The 19,841-nt window shown below is 65.6% G+C and carries 16 protein-coding genes; 11 read left to right on the top strand and 5 right to left on the bottom strand.

Features of this window, described 5'->3' with window-relative positions; translation table 11 throughout:
- Positions 1 to 8: 8 nt before the first annotated feature.
- Positions 9 to 1,832 (bottom strand): phosphogluconate dehydratase, encoded by a 1,824-nt coding sequence (gene edd / locus ASG84_RS01900; protein WP_057475318.1) that lies wholly within the window; start codon positions 1,830 to 1,832, stop codon positions 9 to 11.
- A 133-nt stretch (positions 1,833 to 1,965) separates the two neighbouring features.
- Between edd and ASG84_RS01895 the strand changes: the two genes are divergently transcribed.
- The 6 genes from ASG84_RS01895 to ASG84_RS01875 all read left to right on the top strand — a co-directional run bounded on the left by ASG84_RS01895 (position 1,966) and on the right by ASG84_RS01875 (position 9,148).
- A complete protein-coding gene (locus ASG84_RS01895) occupies positions 1,966 to 3,156 on the top strand; it encodes an ROK family protein (RefSeq protein WP_442970892.1) in 1,191 nt (396 codons plus the stop codon).
- A gap of 134 nt (positions 3,157 to 3,290) precedes the next feature.
- Positions 3,291 to 5,564: a carbon starvation CstA family protein gene (locus ASG84_RS01890; protein ID WP_057475519.1), complete on the top strand. Its 2,274-nt coding sequence runs from the start codon at positions 3,291 to 3,293 to the stop codon at positions 5,562 to 5,564.
- Positions 5,565 to 5,735 carry a YbdD/YjiX family protein gene (locus tag ASG84_RS26775; protein ID WP_072692145.1) on the top strand — a complete coding sequence of 57 codons (171 nt, stop codon included), beginning with the start codon at positions 5,565 to 5,567 and terminating at the stop codon, positions 5,733 to 5,735.
- A gap of 113 nt (positions 5,736 to 5,848) precedes the next feature.
- Positions 5,849 to 7,315, top strand: coding sequence for an AlkA N-terminal domain-containing protein (locus ASG84_RS01885; RefSeq protein WP_057475316.1), 1,467 nt, complete (start codon positions 5,849 to 5,851; stop codon positions 7,313 to 7,315).
- Positions 7,312 to 7,809: a methylated-DNA--[protein]-cysteine S-methyltransferase gene (locus ASG84_RS01880; RefSeq protein WP_057475315.1), complete on the top strand. Its 498-nt coding sequence runs from the start codon at positions 7,312 to 7,314 to the stop codon at positions 7,807 to 7,809. The genes ASG84_RS01885 and ASG84_RS01880 overlap by 4 nt, the downstream gene beginning before the upstream one ends.
- A 97-nt stretch (positions 7,810 to 7,906) precedes the next feature.
- On the top strand, positions 7,907 to 9,148 hold the full coding sequence (locus tag ASG84_RS01875) for an AI-2E family transporter (RefSeq protein WP_057475518.1): 1,242 nt from the start codon (positions 7,907 to 7,909) through the stop codon (positions 9,146 to 9,148).
- On the opposite strand, the gene ASG84_RS01870 is transcribed toward ASG84_RS01875, so the two are convergent.
- Both ASG84_RS01870 and ASG84_RS01865 read right to left on the bottom strand, forming a co-directional pair.
- Positions 9,130 to 12,138: an AAA family ATPase gene (locus tag ASG84_RS01870; protein ID WP_057475314.1), complete on the bottom strand. Its 3,009-nt coding sequence runs from the start codon at positions 12,136 to 12,138 to the stop codon at positions 9,130 to 9,132. The two genes, ASG84_RS01875 and ASG84_RS01870, sit on opposite strands and share 19 nt — an antisense overlap.
- Positions 12,135 to 13,319, bottom strand: coding sequence for an exonuclease SbcCD subunit D (locus ASG84_RS01865; RefSeq protein ID WP_057475517.1), 1,185 nt, complete (start codon positions 13,317 to 13,319; stop codon positions 12,135 to 12,137). Before ASG84_RS01865 ends, ASG84_RS01870 begins: the two co-directional genes overlap by 4 nt.
- Positions 13,320 to 13,455: 136 nt before the next feature.
- On the opposite strand from ASG84_RS01865, the gene ASG84_RS01860 reads away from it, so the two are divergent.
- Together ASG84_RS01860 and ASG84_RS01855 are read left to right on the top strand one after the other, a co-directional pair.
- Entirely contained in the window at positions 13,456 to 14,622 is a 1,167-nt protein-coding gene (locus ASG84_RS01860) for a DNA recombination protein RmuC (RefSeq protein WP_057475313.1), read from the top strand.
- Between the two features lie 20 nt (positions 14,623 to 14,642).
- On the top strand, positions 14,643 to 15,785 hold the full coding sequence (locus ASG84_RS01855) for a DUF6542 domain-containing protein (protein ID WP_057475312.1): 1,143 nt from the start codon (positions 14,643 to 14,645) through the stop codon (positions 15,783 to 15,785).
- A 38-nt stretch (positions 15,786 to 15,823) separates the two neighbouring features.
- On the opposite strand, the gene ASG84_RS01850 is transcribed toward ASG84_RS01855, so the two are convergent.
- Positions 15,824 to 16,831 (bottom strand): 4-hydroxy-3-methylbut-2-enyl diphosphate reductase, encoded by a 1,008-nt coding sequence (locus ASG84_RS01850; protein WP_057475311.1) that lies wholly within the window; start codon positions 16,829 to 16,831, stop codon positions 15,824 to 15,826.
- A gap of 181 nt (positions 16,832 to 17,012) precedes the next feature.
- Here ASG84_RS01850 and ASG84_RS01845 point away from each other — a divergent pair, with 181 nt between their 5' ends.
- From ASG84_RS01845 to ASG84_RS01835, 3 genes are all read left to right on the top strand, one after another.
- Positions 17,013 to 17,624: a lipid droplet-associated protein gene (locus ASG84_RS01845; RefSeq protein WP_057475516.1), complete on the top strand. Its 612-nt coding sequence runs from the start codon at positions 17,013 to 17,015 to the stop codon at positions 17,622 to 17,624.
- Positions 17,625 to 17,719: 95 nt separating this feature from the next.
- Positions 17,720 to 18,898, top strand: coding sequence for an exodeoxyribonuclease VII large subunit (xseA, locus tag ASG84_RS01840; RefSeq protein ID WP_235581503.1), 1,179 nt, complete (start codon positions 17,720 to 17,722; stop codon positions 18,896 to 18,898).
- Positions 18,899 to 18,927: 29 nt separating this feature from the next.
- Positions 18,928 to 19,152 carry an exodeoxyribonuclease VII small subunit gene (locus tag ASG84_RS01835; RefSeq protein ID WP_156399342.1) on the top strand — a complete coding sequence of 75 codons (225 nt, stop codon included), beginning with the start codon at positions 18,928 to 18,930 and terminating at the stop codon, positions 19,150 to 19,152.
- On the opposite strand, the gene ASG84_RS01830 is transcribed toward ASG84_RS01835, so the two are convergent.
- Positions 19,149 to 19,721 (bottom strand): DUF4245 domain-containing protein, encoded by a 573-nt coding sequence (locus ASG84_RS01830; protein WP_057475309.1) that lies wholly within the window; start codon positions 19,719 to 19,721, stop codon positions 19,149 to 19,151. The two genes, ASG84_RS01835 and ASG84_RS01830, sit on opposite strands and share 4 nt — an antisense overlap.
- Positions 19,722 to 19,841 lie beyond the last annotated feature (120 nt).

Raw genomic sequence — 19,841 nt, 5'->3', positions numbered from 1 at the left:
GTGGGGGCTCAGCGCATGACGAACATGGCACCCTCGTCGGCGGGGCCGACGAGCGCACGCATGCCCGAGAACAGGTCACGACCGGTGCTGGACCACTCGTCGGCGTCCAACACTCGACCGGTGACCGGTCGAGCCTCGAACTCGTCGAGCGGTACGTCGATCGACAACGTGCCGTCGAGAGAGTCGAGGGTGATGATGTCACCGTCGAGAATTTTCCCAATCGGTCCCCCACTCGCGGCCTCGGGCGTGAGGTGAATTGCCGCAGCGACTTTGCCGGAGGCACCGGACATCCGGCCGTCCGTGATCAGCGCGACGGACCGTCCCTTGTCCTGCAGAATTCCGAGAGCCGGAGTGAGCTTGTGCAACTCGGGCATGCCGTTCGCCTGCGGGCCCTGATAACGCAGCACGGCAACGAAGTCGCCGTCGAGAAGCCCGGCGTCGAACGCTTCGAGGAAGTCGGCTTGATCGTCGAACACTCGCGCCGGTCCGGTGACCACGCGGTGTTCGGGTGCCAGGGCAGAAGTCTTGATGACACATTTTCCGATCGGTCCGGTCAGCATCTTCAGTCCGCCGTCGGCACTGAACGGCTCGTTCGCACCACGTAACACGCTGTCGTCGTGGCTCATCCGAGTACCGTCCTGCCACATCACCCCGTCGCCGTCGAGCTTGGGCTCTTGCGTGTAGCGCCGCAGGCCCTGCCCGGCAACGGTTTTCACATCCTCGTGCATCAACCCGGCGTCGAGCAGAGACCCGATGACGAACCCGAGTCCACCGGCCGCGTGGAAGTGATTCACGTCGGCTTTGCCGTTCGGGTAGATCCGGGCCATCAGCGGCACCACGGCCGACAGATCGGACAGGTCCTGCCACGTCAGCGTGATACCGGCAGCTTTCGCGATGGCAACGAGGTGCATTGTGTGATTGGTCGAGCCGCCGGTGGCCAGCAGTGCGACGCAGCCGTTGACGATCGACTTGACATCGACGACCTCTCCCACCGGGGTGTAGTTGTCTCCGAGGGACGTCAGACCGGTGACGACATGGGCGGCCTCGCGGGTGAGCGCGTCGCGCATCGCGGTTCCGGGGTTGACGAACGACGAGCCGGGCAGATGCAGACCCATGACCTCCATGAGCAGCTGGTTGGAATTGGCCGTTCCGAAGAACGTGCACGTGCCACTGCCGTGATACGACGCGGCCTCGGCGTCCAACAGAGCCTCCCGGCCCACCTTGCCCTCGGCGTACAACTGACGAGCTTTTGCCTTCTCGCCGTTGGGAAGACCGGACGTCATCGGGCCGGCGGGCACGAACACCGCAGGAAGATGGCCGAAACTCAGTGCGCCGATGAGCATTCCGGGGACGATCTTGTCGCACACGCCGAGCATCAGGGTAGCGTCGAACATGTCGTGGGACAACGCAATTGCTGTCGACATCGCGATGATGTCCCGACTGAACAGAGACAGCTGCATGCCGTCGCGGCCCTGCGTGATGCCGTCGCACATAGCGGGGACGCCACCGGCGAACTGCGCGATGCCGCCGGCGTCGATGACCGACTTCTTCAGCACGGCCGGGTAGGTCTCGAACGGCTTGTGCGCCGAGAGCATGTCGTTGTAGGCGGAGACGATCGCAATGTTGGGCTTGACCATGCCGCGCAGCGCTTGCTTGTCGGCCTTGCCGGAGGCCGCGAAGCCGTGGGCGATGTTGGCGCAGGCGAGTCGGCCACGGGCCGGGCCCTGATCACCGGCGGCAGCGATTCGAGCGAGATATGCGGTGCGGCCGGATTGGCTGCGGTCTGCGATGTGGTCGGTGACCTGACGCAGGACCGGATGAAGTGTGTCCATGAGTATCTCCGATGTTCGGTCTCTCACGCCCCAGCCTAAAGCCCGTTAAGTCCATCAGCAACCCAACTTATGTTTTTTGAAGTTCTAAGTAGCAGTTCTTAGGGTGTTGCCGTAGAAGTTGCCAGTTGGTTGAATGGCGTATATGTCGATGCCGCGCCTGAGCGCTCCACCTGCGACCGCAGGTGAGATCTTTGCGCTGGTTCGCGACGGCGAAGCCGATACCCGTGCCGAATTGGGCCGCATCACCGGACTGTCGCGGTCGGCCGTCGCCTCCCGTGTCGCCGCACTCGCCGGACTCGGCTTGATCATCGAAACCGAGGACACGCAGTCGACGGGTGGACGTCCCCCGGCGCGATTGTCCTTCGACGTCGACGCTGGTGTCGTGCTCGCCGCTGCGATCGGACGCAGCCGCTCGCAACTCGGCGTCTTCACTCTCGGTGGAGAATTCCTCGCCGGCGATACCGTCGATCAGGAAATCGGCATCGGGCCGAACGAGCTGATGCCGCAGATCACCAAGCGCTTGCAGGCATTGCTCGACGAATCGCACCGAACCGAACATCGCATCCTCGGCGTCGGCCTGTCCATCCCTGGCACCGCCGACACAGCACGCGGCTGCAGCCTGGACTCACCGATCATGCACGGCTGGGACGGAGTGCCGCTGGCCCCGTACTTCGCCGACACCACATCTGCTCCGGTCTTTCTCGACAACGACGCCAACGCGATGGTCCTCGCCGAACGTCGGGACAATCGAGATCGATTCCAGAACGCCCTCTTGGTCAAAGCCTCGACGGGTCTCGGTGCCGGGATCGTGGCGGGCGGCGCGCTGCAGCGTGGATCACTGGGCGCTGCAGGCGAATTCGGCCACACCAAGACCGCAGCCGCCGCAGGGGTCGCGTGCCGGTGCGGCGACAGCGGCTGCCTGGAGGCCATCGCAGGCGGCTGGGCACTGGTCCGCGCACTCAACGAGCAGGGCCGAGAAGTGGGCCACATCCGCGGTGTCGTCGACCTCGCGGTCAGCGGTGACCCCGAAGCACGCAGACTCATCCGTGACAGTGGACGACACATCGGCGAAACCCTGGCCGGAGCGGTCAATCTACTCAACCCCGAGGTCCTCATCGTCGGCGGCGACATGGCCAACGCCTACGACATCTTCGTCGCAGGACTGCGCGAGACCGTCTACGGAAACGCAACTGCGCTGGCCACCAAGGCACTCACCATCCAGGCGACCACGCACGGCGACCTCTCGGGCGTCATCGGTAGCGCAGCACTGGTGTTGGATCAGGTACTCAGCGCCCGGGCCGTCGACAACGCTCTCGGCAGCTGACGCCCCGGCCACATTTTCCGTTCGTCGCACTCCAGCGACCGCCGGGCGCACCGCGATGCGTCGATTCGAGGACGCACACCGGCTGCCCACATAGGGTGATCGCAGTCACACCTGCGATCCTGGAGACCCCACACATGTCACTGAAAGCGCCCGACGATCCGCACGTCGAACTGCTGAAGACAGACCCAGACCTGCCGCCCGTCGGGGTCGTCGAATCACATCCGATGACCCCGATCAAGCGTCTGATGCTCGTCGCGATCGGCCTGCTCGGCGGTGTCGCGTGGACGATCATCGCCATCGTGCGCGGGGAGAACCCCAACGCCGTCTGGTTCGTGATCGCCGCCGTCTGCACCTACATCTTCGCGTTTCGCTTCTACGCCAGGTTGATCGAACGCAAGATCGTCTTTCCTCGTGACGACCGGGCGACACCGGCCGAGATACTGGAAAACGGCAAGGACTACATGCCGACGGATCGTCGGGTGCTGTTCGGCCATCACTTCGCCGCGATCGCCGGAGCCGGCCCTCTCGTCGGACCCGTTCTCGCCGCCCAGATGGGCTACCTACCCGGCACGATGTGGATCATCATCGGCGTCGTGTTCGCCGGTGCCGTCCAGGACTTCCTGGTGCTGTGGATCTCGACGCGTCGCAACGGCCGCAGCCTCGGCCAAATGGCCCGTGACGAACTCGGTGTCGTCGGCGGCACCGCGGCGCTCGTCGCGGTGTTCGTCATCATGATCATTTTGATCGCAGTGCTGGCACTCGTGGTCGTCAACGCGCTCGCCGAAAGCCCATGGGGCGTCTTCTCGATCGCGCTGACCATCCCCATCGCACTGTTCATGGGTGTGTACCTGCGCTTCCTGCGACCGGGCAACGTCACCGAGGTCTCGCTCATCGGTGTCGTCCTGCTGCTGCTCGCCATCGTCGCCGGCGGCTGGGTCGCCGAAACCGAATGGGGCACAGACTGGTTCACCCTGTCCAAGGTCACCGTCGCCTGGTTGCTGATCGGCTACGGCCTGCTCGCCTGCATCCTGCCGGTCTGGCTGTTGCTCGCGCCGCGCGACTACCTGTCGACGTTCATGAAGGTCGGCACCATCGCCCTGCTGGCCGTCGGAATTCTCATCGCGCGCCCCGAGATTCAGATGCCCGCCATGACGAGTTTCGCCACCGAGGGCAACGGCCCGGCATTCGCCGGATCGCTGTTCCCGTTCCTGTTCATCACCATCGCCTGCGGCGCACTCTCCGGTTTCCACGCTCTGATCTCCTCCGGCACCACGCCGAAGTTGCTCGAGAAGGAAAAGCAGATGCGCATGATCGGCTATGGCGGCATGCTCACCGAGTCGTTCGTCGCCATCATGGCTCTGATCACCGCCTGCGTTCTTGATCAGCACATCTACTTCGCGCTGAACGCACCGGCGACGCTGACCGGCGGCACTCCGGAGACCGCGGCAACGTATGTGAACGGATTGGGACTGAGCGGCGGCGACATCTCGGCGAACGAACTGAGTCAGGCGGCAGCCGATGTGGGCGAGGAATCGATCATCTCGCGCACCGGCGGCGCACCGACACTCGCGTTCGGCATGTCCGAGGTACTGCACCAGGTGTTCGGCGGCGAATCGCTCAAGTCGTTCTGGTACCACTTCGCGATCATGTTCGAGGCCCTGTTCATCCTCACCACGGTCGACGCCGGCACCCGCGTCGCACGCTTCATGCTCTCCGACAGCATCGGCAACCTGCCCGGTGCCTCGGCCAAGAAGTTCAAGGACCCGTCCTGGCGTCCCGGCGCCTGGATCTGCTCCGTCATCGTCGTCGCAGCCTGGGGTGCAATCCTTCTCATGGGCGTCACCGACCCCCTCGGCGGAATCAACACCCTGTTCCCGCTGTTCGGTATCGCCAACCAGTTGCTCGCAGCGATCGCGTTGACGGTGGTGATGGTCATCGTCGTCAAGCGTGGCCTCTACAAGTGGGCCTGGATTCCCGGAGTTCCGCTGGCGTGGGACCTCATCGTCACGATGACGGCCTCGTACCAGAAGATCTTCTCCTCCACCCCAGCCATCGGTTACTGGACCCAGCATTCGCAGTTCCGTGATGCAAAGGATCAGGGCCTGAGCAGCTTCGGCAGCGCGAAGACTCCCGAGGCCATCGATGCCGTTATCCGCAACACCTTCATCCAGGGCACGCTGTCGATCATCTTCGCGGTACTCGTCCTGGTCGTCGTCGTTGCCGGAGTCATCGTGTGTGTCAGGGCCGTTCGTGGAGCCGATCTGCCGGACAACGAGGAACCGGAGGTGCCGTCGAAGATCTTCGGTCCCGCCGGATTCGTTCTCACCCCCGCCGAGAAGCAGATCCAGGCCGAGTGGGACGAACTGATCGACGCGGGCACCGTCCGCAGACCTGGATCGGCGCACTAGATGCGCGGGCTCTGGTGGTGGATCACCTCGGTGATGGGCGACCACGATTACGACCGGTACGTCGCCCACCTGGCTCGGCACCATCCGGGTCAGGAACCACCGACGGTGCGGCAGTACTGGAAGGACCGGCACGCGGAAGCGGACCGGAATCCAGGGGCACGCTGCTGTTAGGGGCTTTGCCCTCGTGCGCGTTTTGCGCCCCTCCAGGTACGCAAAACGCGCACGATCGCGGCGATGTCCGATTCCCGCTAGCACTGACGGGGTTGCGCTGACACAGTAGGTACATGAGCAACGAACGGCAGGTGCAAGAACTGGACTTCGAGCGGTGTTATCGCGCGGTCTCCTCGCGTGACGCACGGTTCGACGGCCAGTTCTTCACCGCCGTTCGTACCACCGGCATCTACTGCCGCCCGTCCTGTCCGGCTCGGACACCCAAGCCCGACAACGTCTCGTTCCTGGCCACGGCCGCTGCAGCTCAACAATCCGGCTACCGCGCGTGCCGCCGCTGCCAGCCCGACGCCACCCCCGGTTCCCCACGCTGGAACATCCACTTCGACCTCAGCTCCCGTGCAATGCGGCTCATCTCGGACGGAGCCGTCGAGCGCGGCGGCGTCGACGGCCTCGCCAGCACCCTCGGCTACTCGAGCAGGCAACTGACGCGGGTATTGACGGCCGAGGTCGGGGCAGGCCCGCTGGCACTGGCCCGCGCGCACCGCGCTCACACCGCCCGAACTCTGATTCAGACCACCGACATGGCGATGGCCGACATCGCCTTCGCAGCAGGCTTTTCCAGCGTCCGGCAGTTCAACGACACCGTCAAGGAAGTGTTCGCGGTCGATCCGTCCACGCTGCGCCGCGAAGCACACCGCACCGCGGTGGCGACCGCGGGTGGCACGGTCACCTTGCGTCTGCCCTATCGTCAGCCGCTGGACCGGGGCTGGATCGAGTGGTTCCTTCGAGGTCACGTGGTCGAGGGCATCGAGTCGTTCTCCGAAGACGGAGAATACGTCCGATCACTGCGCCTGCCGCACGCCGGCGGGTTGGTAGCTCTGCGGGTCCTGGACGGATTCGTCAGTGCCGCAGTGACATTGCAGGACATGCGCGACCTCGCTCCCGCCGTCGCCCGAATCCGCCAGCTGCTGGATCTCGACGCCGATCCACTCGCCGTCGACGAGGCCCTACGCACCGACCCACAGTTGACGCCGAGCGTCGAGGCTCACCCGGGAATTCGGGCCCTCGGTGTGGTCGACGGCGCAGAGATGCTGCTGCGCACCGTGATCGGGCAGCAGATCTCGTTGAAGGCTGCGGCCACCCACACCGCCCGGCTCGTCGACGCCCTCGGCACACCGCTGGACCTGGGCGACGGAACCGTCACCAGGTTGTTTCCCGAGCCCGCCGTCATCGCCGAACGCGGACACGAGGTCCTCACCGGCCCTGCAGCCCGCGTCCAGACCGTCATCCGCGTCGCCGACGCCATCGCGTCGGGAACCGTCGAATTGCATCCCGCGCGAGAGGGTCCCGAGCTGGAGCGAGAATTGCTCGCGCTCAAAGGAATCGGGCCGTGGACGGCTCGTTACGTCGTGATGCGGCTGCTCGGTGACCCCGACGTTCTCCTCGACACCGACCTGGTCGTTCGCCAAGGTGCGGCTGCGCTGGACATCTCGTTGAAGGACTCCGCCCGCTGGGCTCCGTGGCGTTCCTACGTCTCGATGCACCTGTGGATCACCGCACTGGAAAGAAGACAGTCATGACCGCTATGTCCGCCACCCAGGACACCCCGATCGGCCCGTTCACCACCATCGTCGACGACGATCAGCGCGTGCTCGCGTCGGGATGGACCGATGATGTCGAGGAGCTGCGAATCCTGATTCACCCGACGATGCGGCCCGACGCCGTTCGCAGTGCCGCCGACCTCGGTACGGTCACCGCAGCCGTCGACGCCTACCACCGCGGCGAGCTGACGCGTATCGACGAGGTGCCCGTCGCCCAACGGTCCGGCGAATTCTTGATGCACGCCTGGGATGTATTGCGCACCGTCGAGCCCGGAACTCCGGTGACCTACTCCGAATTCGCGGAGCTGTCCGGCCGACCCGCTGCCATCCGCGGTGCGGCGTCCGCCTGTGCGCGCAATGCCGCCGCGCTGTTCGTGCCGTGCCACCGGGTGGTCCGCATCGGCGGCGCGCTCGGCGGATTCCGGTGGGGGCTGCCCGCGAAGAAATGGCTGTTGGCGCACGAGGCGGCCTGAACGCTGCCGCGTCGGGTGGGCGGTGACCCACGGCCGAACGGTCCCGGGCGATATGGTTCTTCACGATCCGCCATCCGCCGACTGTGAGGAAACCCCCGTGACCGAATCGGCAGTGCCAGGAAAATCCACGGCCTCCGCCACGTCCGGCAAGGACCGCGGTGACCTCATCGGGGTCGGCGGCCTGTGGCTCGCCAAATGGTCGCTCATCCTCGTCTCGATCGCGGCCGGGGCATGGGTGTTCGGCTGGCTGATCGGTCATCTGTGGGTGATCCTGTTGCCGGTCCTGCTGGCGGTCATCGTCGCGACGGTCTTGTGGCCGCCGGCAAAGTTGATGATGCGGCTCGGATTTCCGCCCGCGCTGGCCGCGTCGGTCTCGCTCGTGGTGTTCTTCGTCGTCATCGGCGGCGTCATCACCCTGATCATTCCGTCGGTGGCCGAACAGGCCCCCGAGCTGGTGGACCAGGCATCGGGCGGCATTGCGCAGGTTCAGGACTGGCTGAAGGGGCCGCCGCTGAACATCGGTGACGACCAGATCGACACGGCCGTGTCGGCCATCATCTCGCGGCTGCAGGACAGCGGAGACGTCATCGCGACCGGCGTGTTCAGTGGCGTATCGGCGGCCGGCTCGCTGCTGGTCACCCTGGCGTTGGTGCTGGTGCTGTCGTTCTTCTTCGTCAAGGACGGACCGAAGTTCCTGCCGTGGTTGCACGGATTCTCCGGTGGCCGCGCCGGACGCCATCTGGGCGAGGTGCTCTCGCGGATGTGGGCGACGCTCGGCGGCTTCATCCGAACGCAGGCCATCGTCAGTTTGATCGACGCCTTCTTCATCGGCCTCGGACTCGTCATTCTCGGCGTTCCGCTGGCGCTGGTACTCGCAACGCTGACGTTCCTCGGTGGGTTCATCCCGATCGTCGGCGCGTTCGTCGCGGGTGCACTCGCAGTTCTCGTGGCCCTGGTGGCGAACGGACTGACGACGGCGCTGATCGTGCTCGCCATCATCGTCGCGGTCCAGCAGTTGGAAGGCAATGTGCTGCAGCCGATTCTGCAGAGTCGAAGCATGAACCTGCATCCGGCGATCGTGCTCCTGGCGGTGGCGGGCGGCAGCTCGTTGTTCGGAATCATCGGTGCGTTTCTCGCGGTCCCGGCCGCTGCTGTTGCCGCAGTGCTGATCCGGTACCTGTCCGAACAGATCGACGCGCGCTCGAACGAACCGGACCAGGACGAACTCGAGGACGAAATCCCGCCGCCCGAGGGACTGACCGAGGAACAGGCCGGTCTGGACGACGAGGGCGAGTCGAAGCCGGACAAGCCTGCTTCAGGTCAGGACGCGACGACCTGAAGCGTCGACCCGGTGCGCTCGCGTTTGACGTAGAGACGGCTGGGAATGCGCTGGCGCATCTCGTCGACGTGGCTGACGACGCCGACGACGCGGCCGCCTGCGCGTAGTTCGTCGAGGACGGCCATCACCTGCTCGAGCGTGTCGGCATCGAGGGTACCGAACCCCTCGTCGATGAACATGGTGTCGAGTACGACGCCACCGGATTCGGCGGCCACGACGTCAGCGAGGCCCAACGCCAGTGCCAGCGAGGCAAGGAACGCTTCGCCACCGGAGAGTGTCTTCGCCGAGCGGACGACGCCGGTGTAATCGTCGCGGATATCGAGGCCGAGGCCACCGCGTTTGCCCCTGGCACCTGCCTCGTCCGAATGGACGAATTCGTATCGACCCGAGGACATCCGACGCAGGCGCGCGGAGGCCGACTCGGCGACGTCCTCGAGCCGGGATGCGAGAACGTAGGACCGTAGCGACATCTTTCGTGCGTTCTGCCCCCGCCCGGCCACCACGTCCGCCAGATTGGCGAGCTCGTCGAATTCCGCGCGTTGCGGCGCGATGGCCTCGGCCGCAGTCGACAGTTCCGCAATCAGTCGTTCCAGATCGTCTGCGCGCCTTCGGGATTCCGCTACTGCGGCGGCAGTGGACCTGACCTGACTGTCGAGTTCGGTACAGGCCTGTCGCAACGGATCCAGGTCCACCGGTGCGTGCCCGGCGACCGCAACGATGGCGGGCTCGCGTAGTACGTGTTCGGCATGCGCTCGACGCTCGTCGGCGGCGCGGAGTTCGGCCTCGATGTGCTCGACGCGATCGGCGGTGAGAGCGGACGCTGCCGCAGCCTCGACGGATTCGAAACTCGATGCGGCAACTCGTCGGTCGAGCTCTGCGCGCAACGCATCGGACTGCGCGGTGGCATCGAGCCAGACGATCCGCGCCTCCTGAATTCGCCGTGCACCGTCGATCAAGGCCTCGCGCTCGGCAATTCGATCGATCAGCGACTCGCCCTCGCCCACTTCCTGCGACACCGACGCACGCATCTGCGCCAACGATTCCTCGGTGGCCGATATTCGCTCGTCCACGGCTACGCGTGAAGCGACGAGGTTGTTGAGCGTGACCGCCAGTTCGTCCTTCTCGCGGCGCAGTCGGCTCAGTTCCGCTGTCGCCGGGTCGGCATCCGCGGCGATCGCACGGGCATCCTGCACCGAACTCGTTGCGGTATCGAGGGCCTGAGTCAGCTCAGCGAGAGTGGCTCCCCCGGTGCGATCGTGCAGCAGGTCCACTGCGAGTCTGGCCTCGGCGACAGCCCCGACCGCCTGATCGAGGGCGGCGGCCGCCTTACGTTCGGCGGCGGCTGCCTTGTCTTCCTGTGCTTTGGTGACCGTCGACGTCGAGGCCGCTGCGGGGTGCGGATGCGCTGCCGATCCACACACCTGGCACGGCTCGCCGTCTTTCAAGCGGGCCGCCAGCTCCGCTGCCATCCCCTCGATGCGGCGCTCACGAAGATCGAGCAGGTGCTCCCATGCGGTGTTGTGTGCGGCAGCGGCGGTGTCGCGGGAACGTTCGCACTCGACGAGCGCGGCACGCTTACGCACCAATTCGATTGCGGATTCAGCTGCCGCGCGGGCACGCTCGCAACGCTCCTCGAGGCTCGCCAACTGTGCCGCGGCGGCCTCGGCTCGCGCCGCCCGGGTTTCGGCGGCCACGATCTTCTCTGGCATCGAGGCCTGTCGCTGCTCGGTTTTCTCGATCTGCGCTACAGCGCTGCGTTGTTGCGCTCGATAATCGACCAGGGCACCGTCGAGCTTGTCTGCTTCGCGAACGACGCCGAGCAACGACTGCATTCTTGCAACGTCGGTGGTCCAGTCGCGCACGAACTGCGCGACGACGGTGCGCTCGTCCGCAGGATCGCCCGGCGCGGGTGGCCAATGCAGTGCGTCGTGAAACCGCTTGCCCTCCAGCGATGTCGGCAGCTCGCGCTCCGCTGCTGCCAGCGCGGCGGTAGCCGCCTCGCCCGCCGCGCGAGCCAGGGACAGGTCTGCAGCTGCTTCGGCGATCGGTCCTGCGGCCACGGAGTCGGCCAGCTCGATTCTGCGCGCTGCCCGCGCCGACTCGCCGTCGTGGTGCTGTGCGAGTTGCTCCTCGGCGCGAGCGCGTCTGCGCTGCAGATCCAGAACCGTCGTGGCCCGAGCCAGCGCCTCGGACGCACGCCGAGCCGCCGCGTCGACCAGCACCGCGCGCCCCTGAGCCAGTGTTCGATTCTGGCGGGCGTCTGCCAGGACGTCGGCAGCCCAGTCGAGCGGGTCCTGTTGTTCGCGGTCATCGGTGACGGGCTCGGGAACTCCCGATGCCTGCGATACCCGCCCCAGCATGATGTCGATGTGGTGGTGGGCATCGGCGAGACCGGCGGCCAACTCTCGGCGGCGCTGCGCGAACCACTCTTCGACATCACCGAATCGGCCTGTGTCGAAGAGCCTTTCGAGCAGGCTTCCGCGCTCGTCACTGTCGGCTCGCAGGAATCGAGCGAACTCCCCCTGCGGCAACAGCACCACCTGGAAGAACTGGTCGGCGCTCATTCCGAGCAACGCATTGACTGCATCGCCGATCTCGCTGAGCCGTGTGAGGTTCTGCCCGCGACCGTCGAGCCAGGTGAGACTGGCTTTGGCGTGTTGCTTGGTTGTTCCGGTACTTCTGAGCTTGGGACGGAGGAACTCCGGACTACGCACGATTCGGATGCGTCGTCCACCGAGGGTCGCCTCGAGGGTCACCTTCGGGACCGCTCCCACGGCCGCGTGGTCGGACAGCAGTCGCTTGCCCTCACGACGTGCTCCGGGAACGGTTCCGTACAGCGCGAACGCCACGGCGTCGAGCACCGTCGTCTTGCCGGCCCCCGTGTGCCCGTGCAACAAGAAGAGCCCGTCGGCTCCGAGAGCGTCGAAATCGACCGTCTCGGTACCCGCGAAAGGTCCGAAAGCGGTGATCTCGAGCGAATGCAGTCTCACGCAGCACCGCGGTCTGCAGCAGCACCGTCGGTGGCTTCGTCCTCGCGATGCACCGACGCCAGCGCCCGGGCCATCAATGCGGACTCCGCTGCGGTGGGCTCGCTACGCATGTCCGTCAGGAACGAGGTGGCGATGGCAAGATCACTGCGACCGCGCACCCTGTCACGGTAGCGAAGCTCTCCCGACCCCTCGGGGCGACGCCACTCGAGATGTATCGCGTGCCGAAACCGCTGCTGCAGCAATCGCATTGCGTCGACCGGGCGGACATCGTCGGTGAGCACGGCAGAGACGTAGTGATCCTCGACGTCGGAATAGGTTGCATCCGACAGCAATTCCTCGACCGTGCCTTCGATACGGGCGAGCCCGCGCACCACCGGCAGGTCGACCCGCTCGACAGTGCCGAGCCCGTTCGCATCGAGTTCGAGAATCCACACGGCCTTGCGGTGCGATCGCTCGCCGAACGAATACGGCAGCGGAGACCCCGAGTACCGCACTCGCTCGGTGAGAACCTGCGGAGAATGGAGATGACCGAGCGCCACGTAGTCGACACCGTCGAACGCCGACGCCGGTGCGGTTTCGATGCCGCCGGAAGAAATGGACCGCTCCGAACCGGTCGCTTCACCACCGACGATGAACGCATGAGCAAGCACCACCGACCGAACATGCTGTCCTGCAGCGCCTCTCGACTCCAGATCGCCACGAACGCGATCCATCGCGGCTCCGAGGACCTCGGCGTGGGTACGCGCTGCGGGAACATCGAGTTCCAGTCGGGTGGTCTCCGGCTCGAGGTACGGAATGCCGTAGAACGCAACGCCGCCGTGCTCGTCGTCGATGACGACCGGTGTCGCAACATCGCCCACCCGAGTCATCAGGTGCAGGCCTCCCGCCGAAGCGAACGCAGCACCGGCGCCCAGCCGAGCCGGAGAGTCGTGGTTTCCCGACGTCGCGACGATGACTGCACCCGCTGCTCGAATTGCCTCCAGCCCGCGATTGCAGACGAGTACGGCGTCCGCGCTCGGCACCGCACGATCGTAGATGTCGCCCGGTACCACCACCACATCGATCGCTTGTGTCGCAACCAGTTCCGCGATGGACTCCAGCACTGCAGCCTGATCCGCCAACAAGTCGACACCGTGAAAGGTGCGACCTATGTGCCAGTCCGAGGTGTGCAGGATTCTCATGGGAACGACGCTATCGGGTGCCACCGACAAACTATTCGAGGCTTGTCGGCCTGTCGGACGTGAGCATCGACCCACAGAGTTGACCCACAGTGTTGCCCGACCGAACTTGTCGGTGCCGTACTGCATCATCGGCTCCATGAACATTCTCACGGCGCTCGGCCTGCTCGTCGCCCTCGGCATCGGAGCGGTAGTGGGCTGGTTGCTGCACGCCTCGCGGATGGGAGACAGAGCTGTCCGGGCGGAGGCGCAACTGGCTGCTCTGCGCGAGCACGAAGGCATGCTTCGGCAGTCGCTCAGTGCGGTCAACGAGGATTCCGCTCGACGCAACTCCACCGTGATCGGGCAACAGGTCTCGCACCTGGTCGAGCCGTTGCATGACGCCGTCGATGCATTGTCCGAGCACGTCCGGCAAGTCGAGCACAACCGGATCCGGGCGTACGCAGGGTTGTCCGAGCAGGTCACCGGCATGCACCGAGCGTCGATGCATCTGTCCACCCAAACCGGTCAGCTGGTGACGGCGCTGCGCGCACCGCAGATCAGAGGACGGTGGGGCGAGATTCAGCTCGAGCGGGTCGTCGAACTCGCCGGCATGCTCAAGCACTGCGATTTCGACACCCAGGTCAGCAAGGACGGCATCAGACCGGACATGGTCGTCCGGCTCGCCGGCGGTCGTCAGATCGTCGTCGACGCCAAAGTGCCGTTTGCGGCCTATCTCGATGCCGCTCAGGACGAGGACCCGGGCGCTCGCGAGAAGAACCTGCGTCGTCACGCCAAACAGCTGCGAACCCACATCGATCAGTTGGCCGACAAGGCGTACTGGGAGGCGTTCGAGCCGACGCCGGAATTCGTCGTGCTGTTCGTTCCCGGCGACCCGTTTCTGGACGCAGCACTGACGTCCGACACCGGACTGCTCGAGTACGCCTTCGGCAGGAACGTGATCCTGGCCACCCCCACCACCCTGGTCGCGCTGTTGCGCACGGTGGCCTACACCTGGAAGCAGGAATCGTTGGCCGAGGACGCGGCGCGCATTCAGCAGTTGGGGCGCGAGCTGTACACCCGCATCGGAGTCGTGTCGACGCACCTGGACAAGCTCGGGGCCAATCTCGGCAAGGCCGTGGACTCGTTCAACTCCACCGTCGGATCGGTCGACTCCAGGGTGAGCGTGACGGCGAGAAAACTGCACGAACTCGAGCTGTTCGACGCCGAGCCGGTGACGATCGGTCGGGTGGACGGCCGCCCCACACTGTCCGATTCGTCCCGCTACCGCCACGACTTCGGTCATGTCGACGATGCAGTCGGCTGAACTACGGCTAACCTCGAGGGGTGTCTACCTCCCAACGTGCCCGATCCGGGGTACCGCTGGATCACCGATCCATCCTCGCGACTCTGCCCGGTGTGCCCGCCTGGGGTGCCGTCGCGATTGCCGCAGGACTCACTTTCCTCGGGTTCCTCATCGATGCCGCCCGCGGCACCGAACTGACAGGCGCGTTCGCGTTCTTCTACATCCTCGGCTGCATCGCTGCCGTAGTGCTCGTTCGTTACCGCGGACTGTTCACCGCGATGGTGCAAGCCCCGCTGATCCTGTTCGTCGCCGTACCGCTGTCGTACCAATACTTCACCGACAACGCCGGTACCAGCCTCAAGGACATCATTCTCAACGTCGCGATTCCGCTGGTCAATCGCTTTCCGCTGATGCTGCTCGGTACCGTCGTGGCCGTCGGACTCGGAGCACTGCGCATCGTGCTCAAGCGGCAGAACACCCATGCCCCCACCCTGCGGCGCAGCCAGAAGGCCGAGAGTGCCGTTCGACGCAGCCCGAAGACCGGCGACGACAAGCTCACCCGTGCGCAGCGCCGGGCTCAGGAAGAGCGCCCCGAACGCACCCGCAGGCGCGCTACCCCGTCGCCCGATCGCAGCGGCGTGTCCGCTACCGAGGCCACCGACATCGTGTCCGAGCCGTACGTAGGACGAAGAGGCACCGACCCTCGTTCCGGTCCGAACCCGCGCGCGTCACGGGCCGTGGATCCGAGCGCCGGCCAGCGACGCTCGTCCAGGGCGGTACCAGCGCCGCCAAGTCGACACTCCGGAACCGACTCACCTCGGCAGGAGCGCGCCAGGTCGGAGCACCAGAAGCCCGAGTACCAGCGCCCGCAATACCCACAGGCTCAGCCTCAGCAGCCTCAGGCCCGGTCGACACAGCGGCCGCAGTCGGGCGAATCCCGGTACTCGACGGAGCCTCGCCGCCAGCGGTCGGCCCAGGTCGAGCCTCCTCGCGAGGTCCCCGCGCCGTACACCACCGGTCCCCGGCCCGTCGCCACTCCCCAGACCACTTCACCCAGAAGGACCACCTCACCGCTCGACGCGGATCAGGCTCCTGGCAACCACTCGCTGCCTGGTGCCCATCGAGACGACATTCCGCCGCATCCGGTGCCGCAGGTTCGTTACCGCGACCGCCACACGGACTGAACGAGTCCCGCGGGGGTCGACGGTCGCGGCTTCAGTTCCTAGCGAGCCGGACGAAGTTCGCGAGGAAGTGAGAACACCAGCGTCTCGTTGGCCGTGGTGACCGGTTGCACGTCGGCGTATCCGTGCTCGGCGAACAGGTCGATGACGCCCTGCACCAGGATCTCCGGCACCGACGCACCCGAGGTGATGCCGATGGTCTCGACCCCGTCGAGCCAGGCCAGGTCGATCTCTTTGGCGTAGTCGACGAGGTAGCTCGCCCGTGCGCCGGCACCGAGGGCAACCTCGACCAGACGCACCGAGTTCGACGAGTTCTTCGAGCCGACGACGATCACCAGATCACATTCCGGAGCCATCGCCTTCACCGCGACCTGACGGTTCTGGGTGGCGTAGCAGATGTCGTCGCTCGGCGGGTCCTGCAGCGTCGGGAATCGCTCGCGCAGCTTGGCGACCGTCATCATCGTCTCGTCGACGCTCAGCGTGGTCTGCGACAACCAGATCACCTTGTTCTCGTCCCGGACGGTGACGTTGGCGACAGATTCGGGGCCGTCCACCAGCTGAATGTGCTCGGGAGCCTCTCCTGCGGTGCCTTCGACCTCCTCGTGACCCTCGTGGCCGATGAGAAGAATGTCGTAGTCGTCGCGCGCGAATCGCTTCGCTTCCTGGTGCACCTTGGTCACCAACGGGCAGGTGGCGTCGATGGTGCGCAGGTTCCGCTCTGCCGCAGAGGTGTGCACGGCCGGTGAGACGCCGTGCGCCGAGAACACGAGCAAGGAACCCTCGGGCACCTCGTCGGTCTCTTCGACGAACACCGCGCCGCGATCGGACAGAGTCTCGACCACGTGCTTGTTGTGCACGATCTCCTTGCGCACGTACACCGGCGCACCGTGCTGTTCCAGGGCTTTCTCGACGGTCTCGACCGCACGATCGACGCCTGCGCAATAGCCACGGGGTTCCGCGAGAAGCACTCGCTTACCCCCGGCGTACGCGGACTTACTCGCGCCGGCGGACTGTGCGATACCAAGATTCAAAGGAACGGCCGAAGACATGACTCCAGGATACGTGTAGGGCAGCAGCAAGGTCGTTCCGCAGGCTCTACTCCTGCAACAAGGTCGTTCCGCAGGCTCCACTCATGCAACAAGGTCGTTCCGCAGGCTCCACTCATGCACCTCGCTGCGTCTCCAGCCTGTCGGCTACCCAAAATTCACGACTTCGGGCACTCTTGTGGACATGACTCGAGTCCCCTTTGCAGCTCGCGTGGCCGCTGGCGTCGCAGTGACCGTGGTCGAAGAGGCTCGCAAGCTTCCCGGTTCCGCCCTCATGCTGCCGATGACGGTTGTCAGTGAAGCGCTGGCGCGCGGTATGCGATTCCAGCAGCAGGTGACGGCACTGGCCATCAAGGGCGATCTGATCATCGCCACTCTGCCGGTCGTCGGTACTCCGCGCGAGGAGCAGCCCGCGTGGGCCTCCTTCGACGAAGACGAGGACGATGCCGTCGACACCCCTGTGATCACCCCTGTGATCACCGACGACGTCGACGTACCCGATGCGCCCGTGGCCGAGCCGGTCGCTGCCAACGGCCGCTTCGCGTTGTACTCGACGCCTCCGCTGGACGAGCCCGTGCAGGACACCTCGGCCAAGCGAGCGCCGGCCGTCGACAAGCCCGAGATTGTCGAGATGATCGACTTCGACACCCTCGCACTGGCACAACTGCGCGCGCGGCTGCGCACTCTCTCGGTCGAAGACCTGGAGGCTCTGCTCGACTACGAGAACGACACGCTCGCCCGCGCACCGTTCCAGACGATGCTGGCCAACCGAATCACCACAGCCAAGGCCAAGTGAGCACTCCCCCAACCCAGTCCGGTCCCACCCAGCCTGGTTCCACTCAGGCTGCCGCGAGTTCCGCCGAACAGCCGTTACCGGTGCGTACCGTCGCCATGAAGGTCGCCGGCTGGATCGACAAACTCGGCAGCATCTGGGTCGAGGGGCAGCTCACGCAGATCAACGCCAGACCCGGCACCCGCACTGCCTTTCTGACACTGCGAGATCCGTCGGCCGACATGTCGTTGTCGGTGACATGTTCACCGCAGCTACTCGATCGCTCGCCTGTTCCGCTGACCGAGGGCGCACGCGTCATTCTCTACGGAAAACTGTCGTTCTTCACCGGGCGCGGAACCATTTCGCTGCGCGCCACCGACATTCGCGCTGTCGGTGTCGGCGAACTTCTCGCCCGCATCGAACGACTCCGAGCCCTGCTCGCTGCAGAGGGGTTGTTCGACCCACGCCTGAAGCGACCGTTGCCGTTTCTGCCCGGCACCATCGGACTCATCACCGCCCGGGCCAGCGCAGCCGAGAAGGACGTCCTCACCGTCGCCCAGAGGCGTTGGCCTGCTGTTCGATTCGAGGTACGTAACACTCCGGTCCAAGGACCCCAGGCGGTGCCGGCGATTCTGGACGCACTGAAGGACCTGAACGACGACCCCGCTGTCGACGTCATCATCCTGGCCCGCGGCGGCGGCAGCGTCGAGGACTTGCTGCCGTTCTCGGACGAGGCTCTGTGTCGCGCCATCTCCAGGGCCACCACACCGATCGTCAGCGCGATCGGCCACGAGCCCGACAGTCCGCTCAGCGACCACGTCGCAGACCTGCGCGCCGCAACTCCCACCGATGCCGCCAAAATCGTGGTTCCCGACGCCGTCGCCGAGCAAGCGCTGGTGTCGGAGCTGAAGTCCAGAAGCGCTGCTGCCCTGCGTAACTGGGTCGATCGCGAAGCACGTGGCCTCGATATGCTCCGGCACCGACCGGTGTTGGCAGATCCACTCGCCGCACTCGAGCAGCGACGTGAGGAAGTCCGACGCCTGACCGAGGCGGCCCGACGCGATGTACAACGCGAACTCACCACCCAGGACACGCTCGTCGAACATCTGCGGGCGCGGCTGTCGACACTGGGACCGGCTGCCACACTTGCTCGGGGCTATGCCGTCGTGCAGCGGGTGGTGGCGGGCTCCGATCCCCAAGTGCTGCGTTCGGTCGACGACGCGCCGCCGGGTACACAGATCAGAGTGCGGGTGGCCGACGGTGCCGTCACCGCCGCAGTGATGGGCCGAGTGAAATGATGCCGAGTGAAACGGCAGAGGGAGATTCGATGAGCGAGAACGAAGACAAGCCGGTATCGGAACTGGGCTACGAGGAAGCTCGCGACGAACTGGTGGGGGTGGTGCGGATTCTCGAGCAGGGCGGGCTCGATCTCGATGCGTCGCTGGCCTTGTGGGAACGCGGTGAGCAGCTGGCGGCGCGCTGCGAGGAACAGCTTGCCGGCGCGCGCAAGCGGATCGAGACCGCGCTCGCGAGCACCGAGAAGGACAGCTAGGGAGCGAGCGGTTCGGTGACCTCGAGGATCGACGCGAGAGTGGTGAAGTCCTCGGTGCTTGCGGTGCCGCCCAGCAGTATTCGGACGTCACCGAAGTCGGAGACCCAGTAGTTTCGGGAACCTTCTTCGCCGTAGACCACCCAGTCCCGACCCGACACGTTCTGCGCGCCCGACGCGTACGCCGTCTCACTTCCGGCCACGAACGGAACCAGCTGTTCCTCGGTCGCCGAGGACTGGGTCAGCTGCAAGTAGGCACCGGTGCCGGTGATGTATCCGACAGTCGACACCGCTCCGCCGTTGTCGCCGGAGATGGTCGCGCGACTGCCCGAGTTGGGCGTCCAGCCCTCGGGAACACTCGGATTACGCACCGGGAAGCCGATTTCCGGCGCGTCGTACTGCAACGCCGTGTTCACGTCGAAATTAGGAATTGGCCCCTGCTTGGGGCCGCCCGGGCTCAGCGAGCACTGGCTGGCCACGCCTGCGATCAGCAAACACGCAATGACCAGCGGAATGAGCGACCAGACCATGTCGCGGTTGTTGTTGAGAATCCGGGGTTTGCTGTTCGCCACATCTCCAGTATCCCCTCTGCGCGGCAGTGCTCGGTCGGCGCGTACCTCACAGTCGACCCGACCCCACCGCAGACATCACAGAAGTGAGATAATCGCGCCTGGGTAACACCCCACCAACCA

This window comes from Rhodococcus sp. Leaf278 (genome assembly GCF_001426085.1).
Lineage (GTDB): Bacteria > Actinomycetota > Actinomycetes > Mycobacteriales > Mycobacteriaceae > Rhodococcoides.
The sequence above is the reverse complement of the archived record's forward strand: the minus strand, read 5'-3'. Positions and strand labels throughout refer to the sequence as shown.

Excerpts from the sequence above, each read along its gene's own strand:
- edd (WP_057475318.1), bottom strand. The coding sequence starts at position 1,832 with ATGGACACACTTCATCCGGTCCTGCGTCAGGTCACCGACCACATCGCA.
- ASG84_RS01895 (WP_442970892.1), top strand. The coding sequence starts at position 1,966 with ATGGCGTATATGTCGATGCCGCGCCTGAGCGCTCCACCTGCGACCGCA.
- ASG84_RS01890 (WP_057475519.1), top strand. The coding sequence starts at position 3,291 with ATGTCACTGAAAGCGCCCGACGATCCGCACGTCGAACTGCTGAAGACA.
- ASG84_RS26775 (WP_072692145.1), top strand. The coding sequence starts at position 5,565 with ATGCGCGGGCTCTGGTGGTGGATCACCTCGGTGATGGGCGACCACGAT.
- ASG84_RS01885 (WP_057475316.1), top strand. The coding sequence starts at position 5,849 with ATGAGCAACGAACGGCAGGTGCAAGAACTGGACTTCGAGCGGTGTTAT.
- ASG84_RS01880 (WP_057475315.1), top strand. The coding sequence starts at position 7,312 with ATGACCGCTATGTCCGCCACCCAGGACACCCCGATCGGCCCGTTCACC.
- ASG84_RS01865 (WP_057475517.1), bottom strand. The coding sequence starts at position 13,319 with ATGAGAATCCTGCACACCTCGGACTGGCACATAGGTCGCACCTTTCAC.
- ASG84_RS01860 (WP_057475313.1), top strand. The coding sequence starts at position 13,456 with ATGAACATTCTCACGGCGCTCGGCCTGCTCGTCGCCCTCGGCATCGGA.
- ASG84_RS01850 (WP_057475311.1), bottom strand. The coding sequence starts at position 16,831 with ATGTCTTCGGCCGTTCCTTTGAATCTTGGTATCGCACAGTCCGCCGGC.
- ASG84_RS01845 (WP_057475516.1), top strand. The coding sequence starts at position 17,013 with ATGACTCGAGTCCCCTTTGCAGCTCGCGTGGCCGCTGGCGTCGCAGTG.
- xseA (WP_235581503.1), top strand. The coding sequence starts at position 17,720 with ATGAAGGTCGCCGGCTGGATCGACAAACTCGGCAGCATCTGGGTCGAG.
- ASG84_RS01835 (WP_156399342.1), top strand. The coding sequence starts at position 18,928 with ATGAGCGAGAACGAAGACAAGCCGGTATCGGAACTGGGCTACGAGGAA.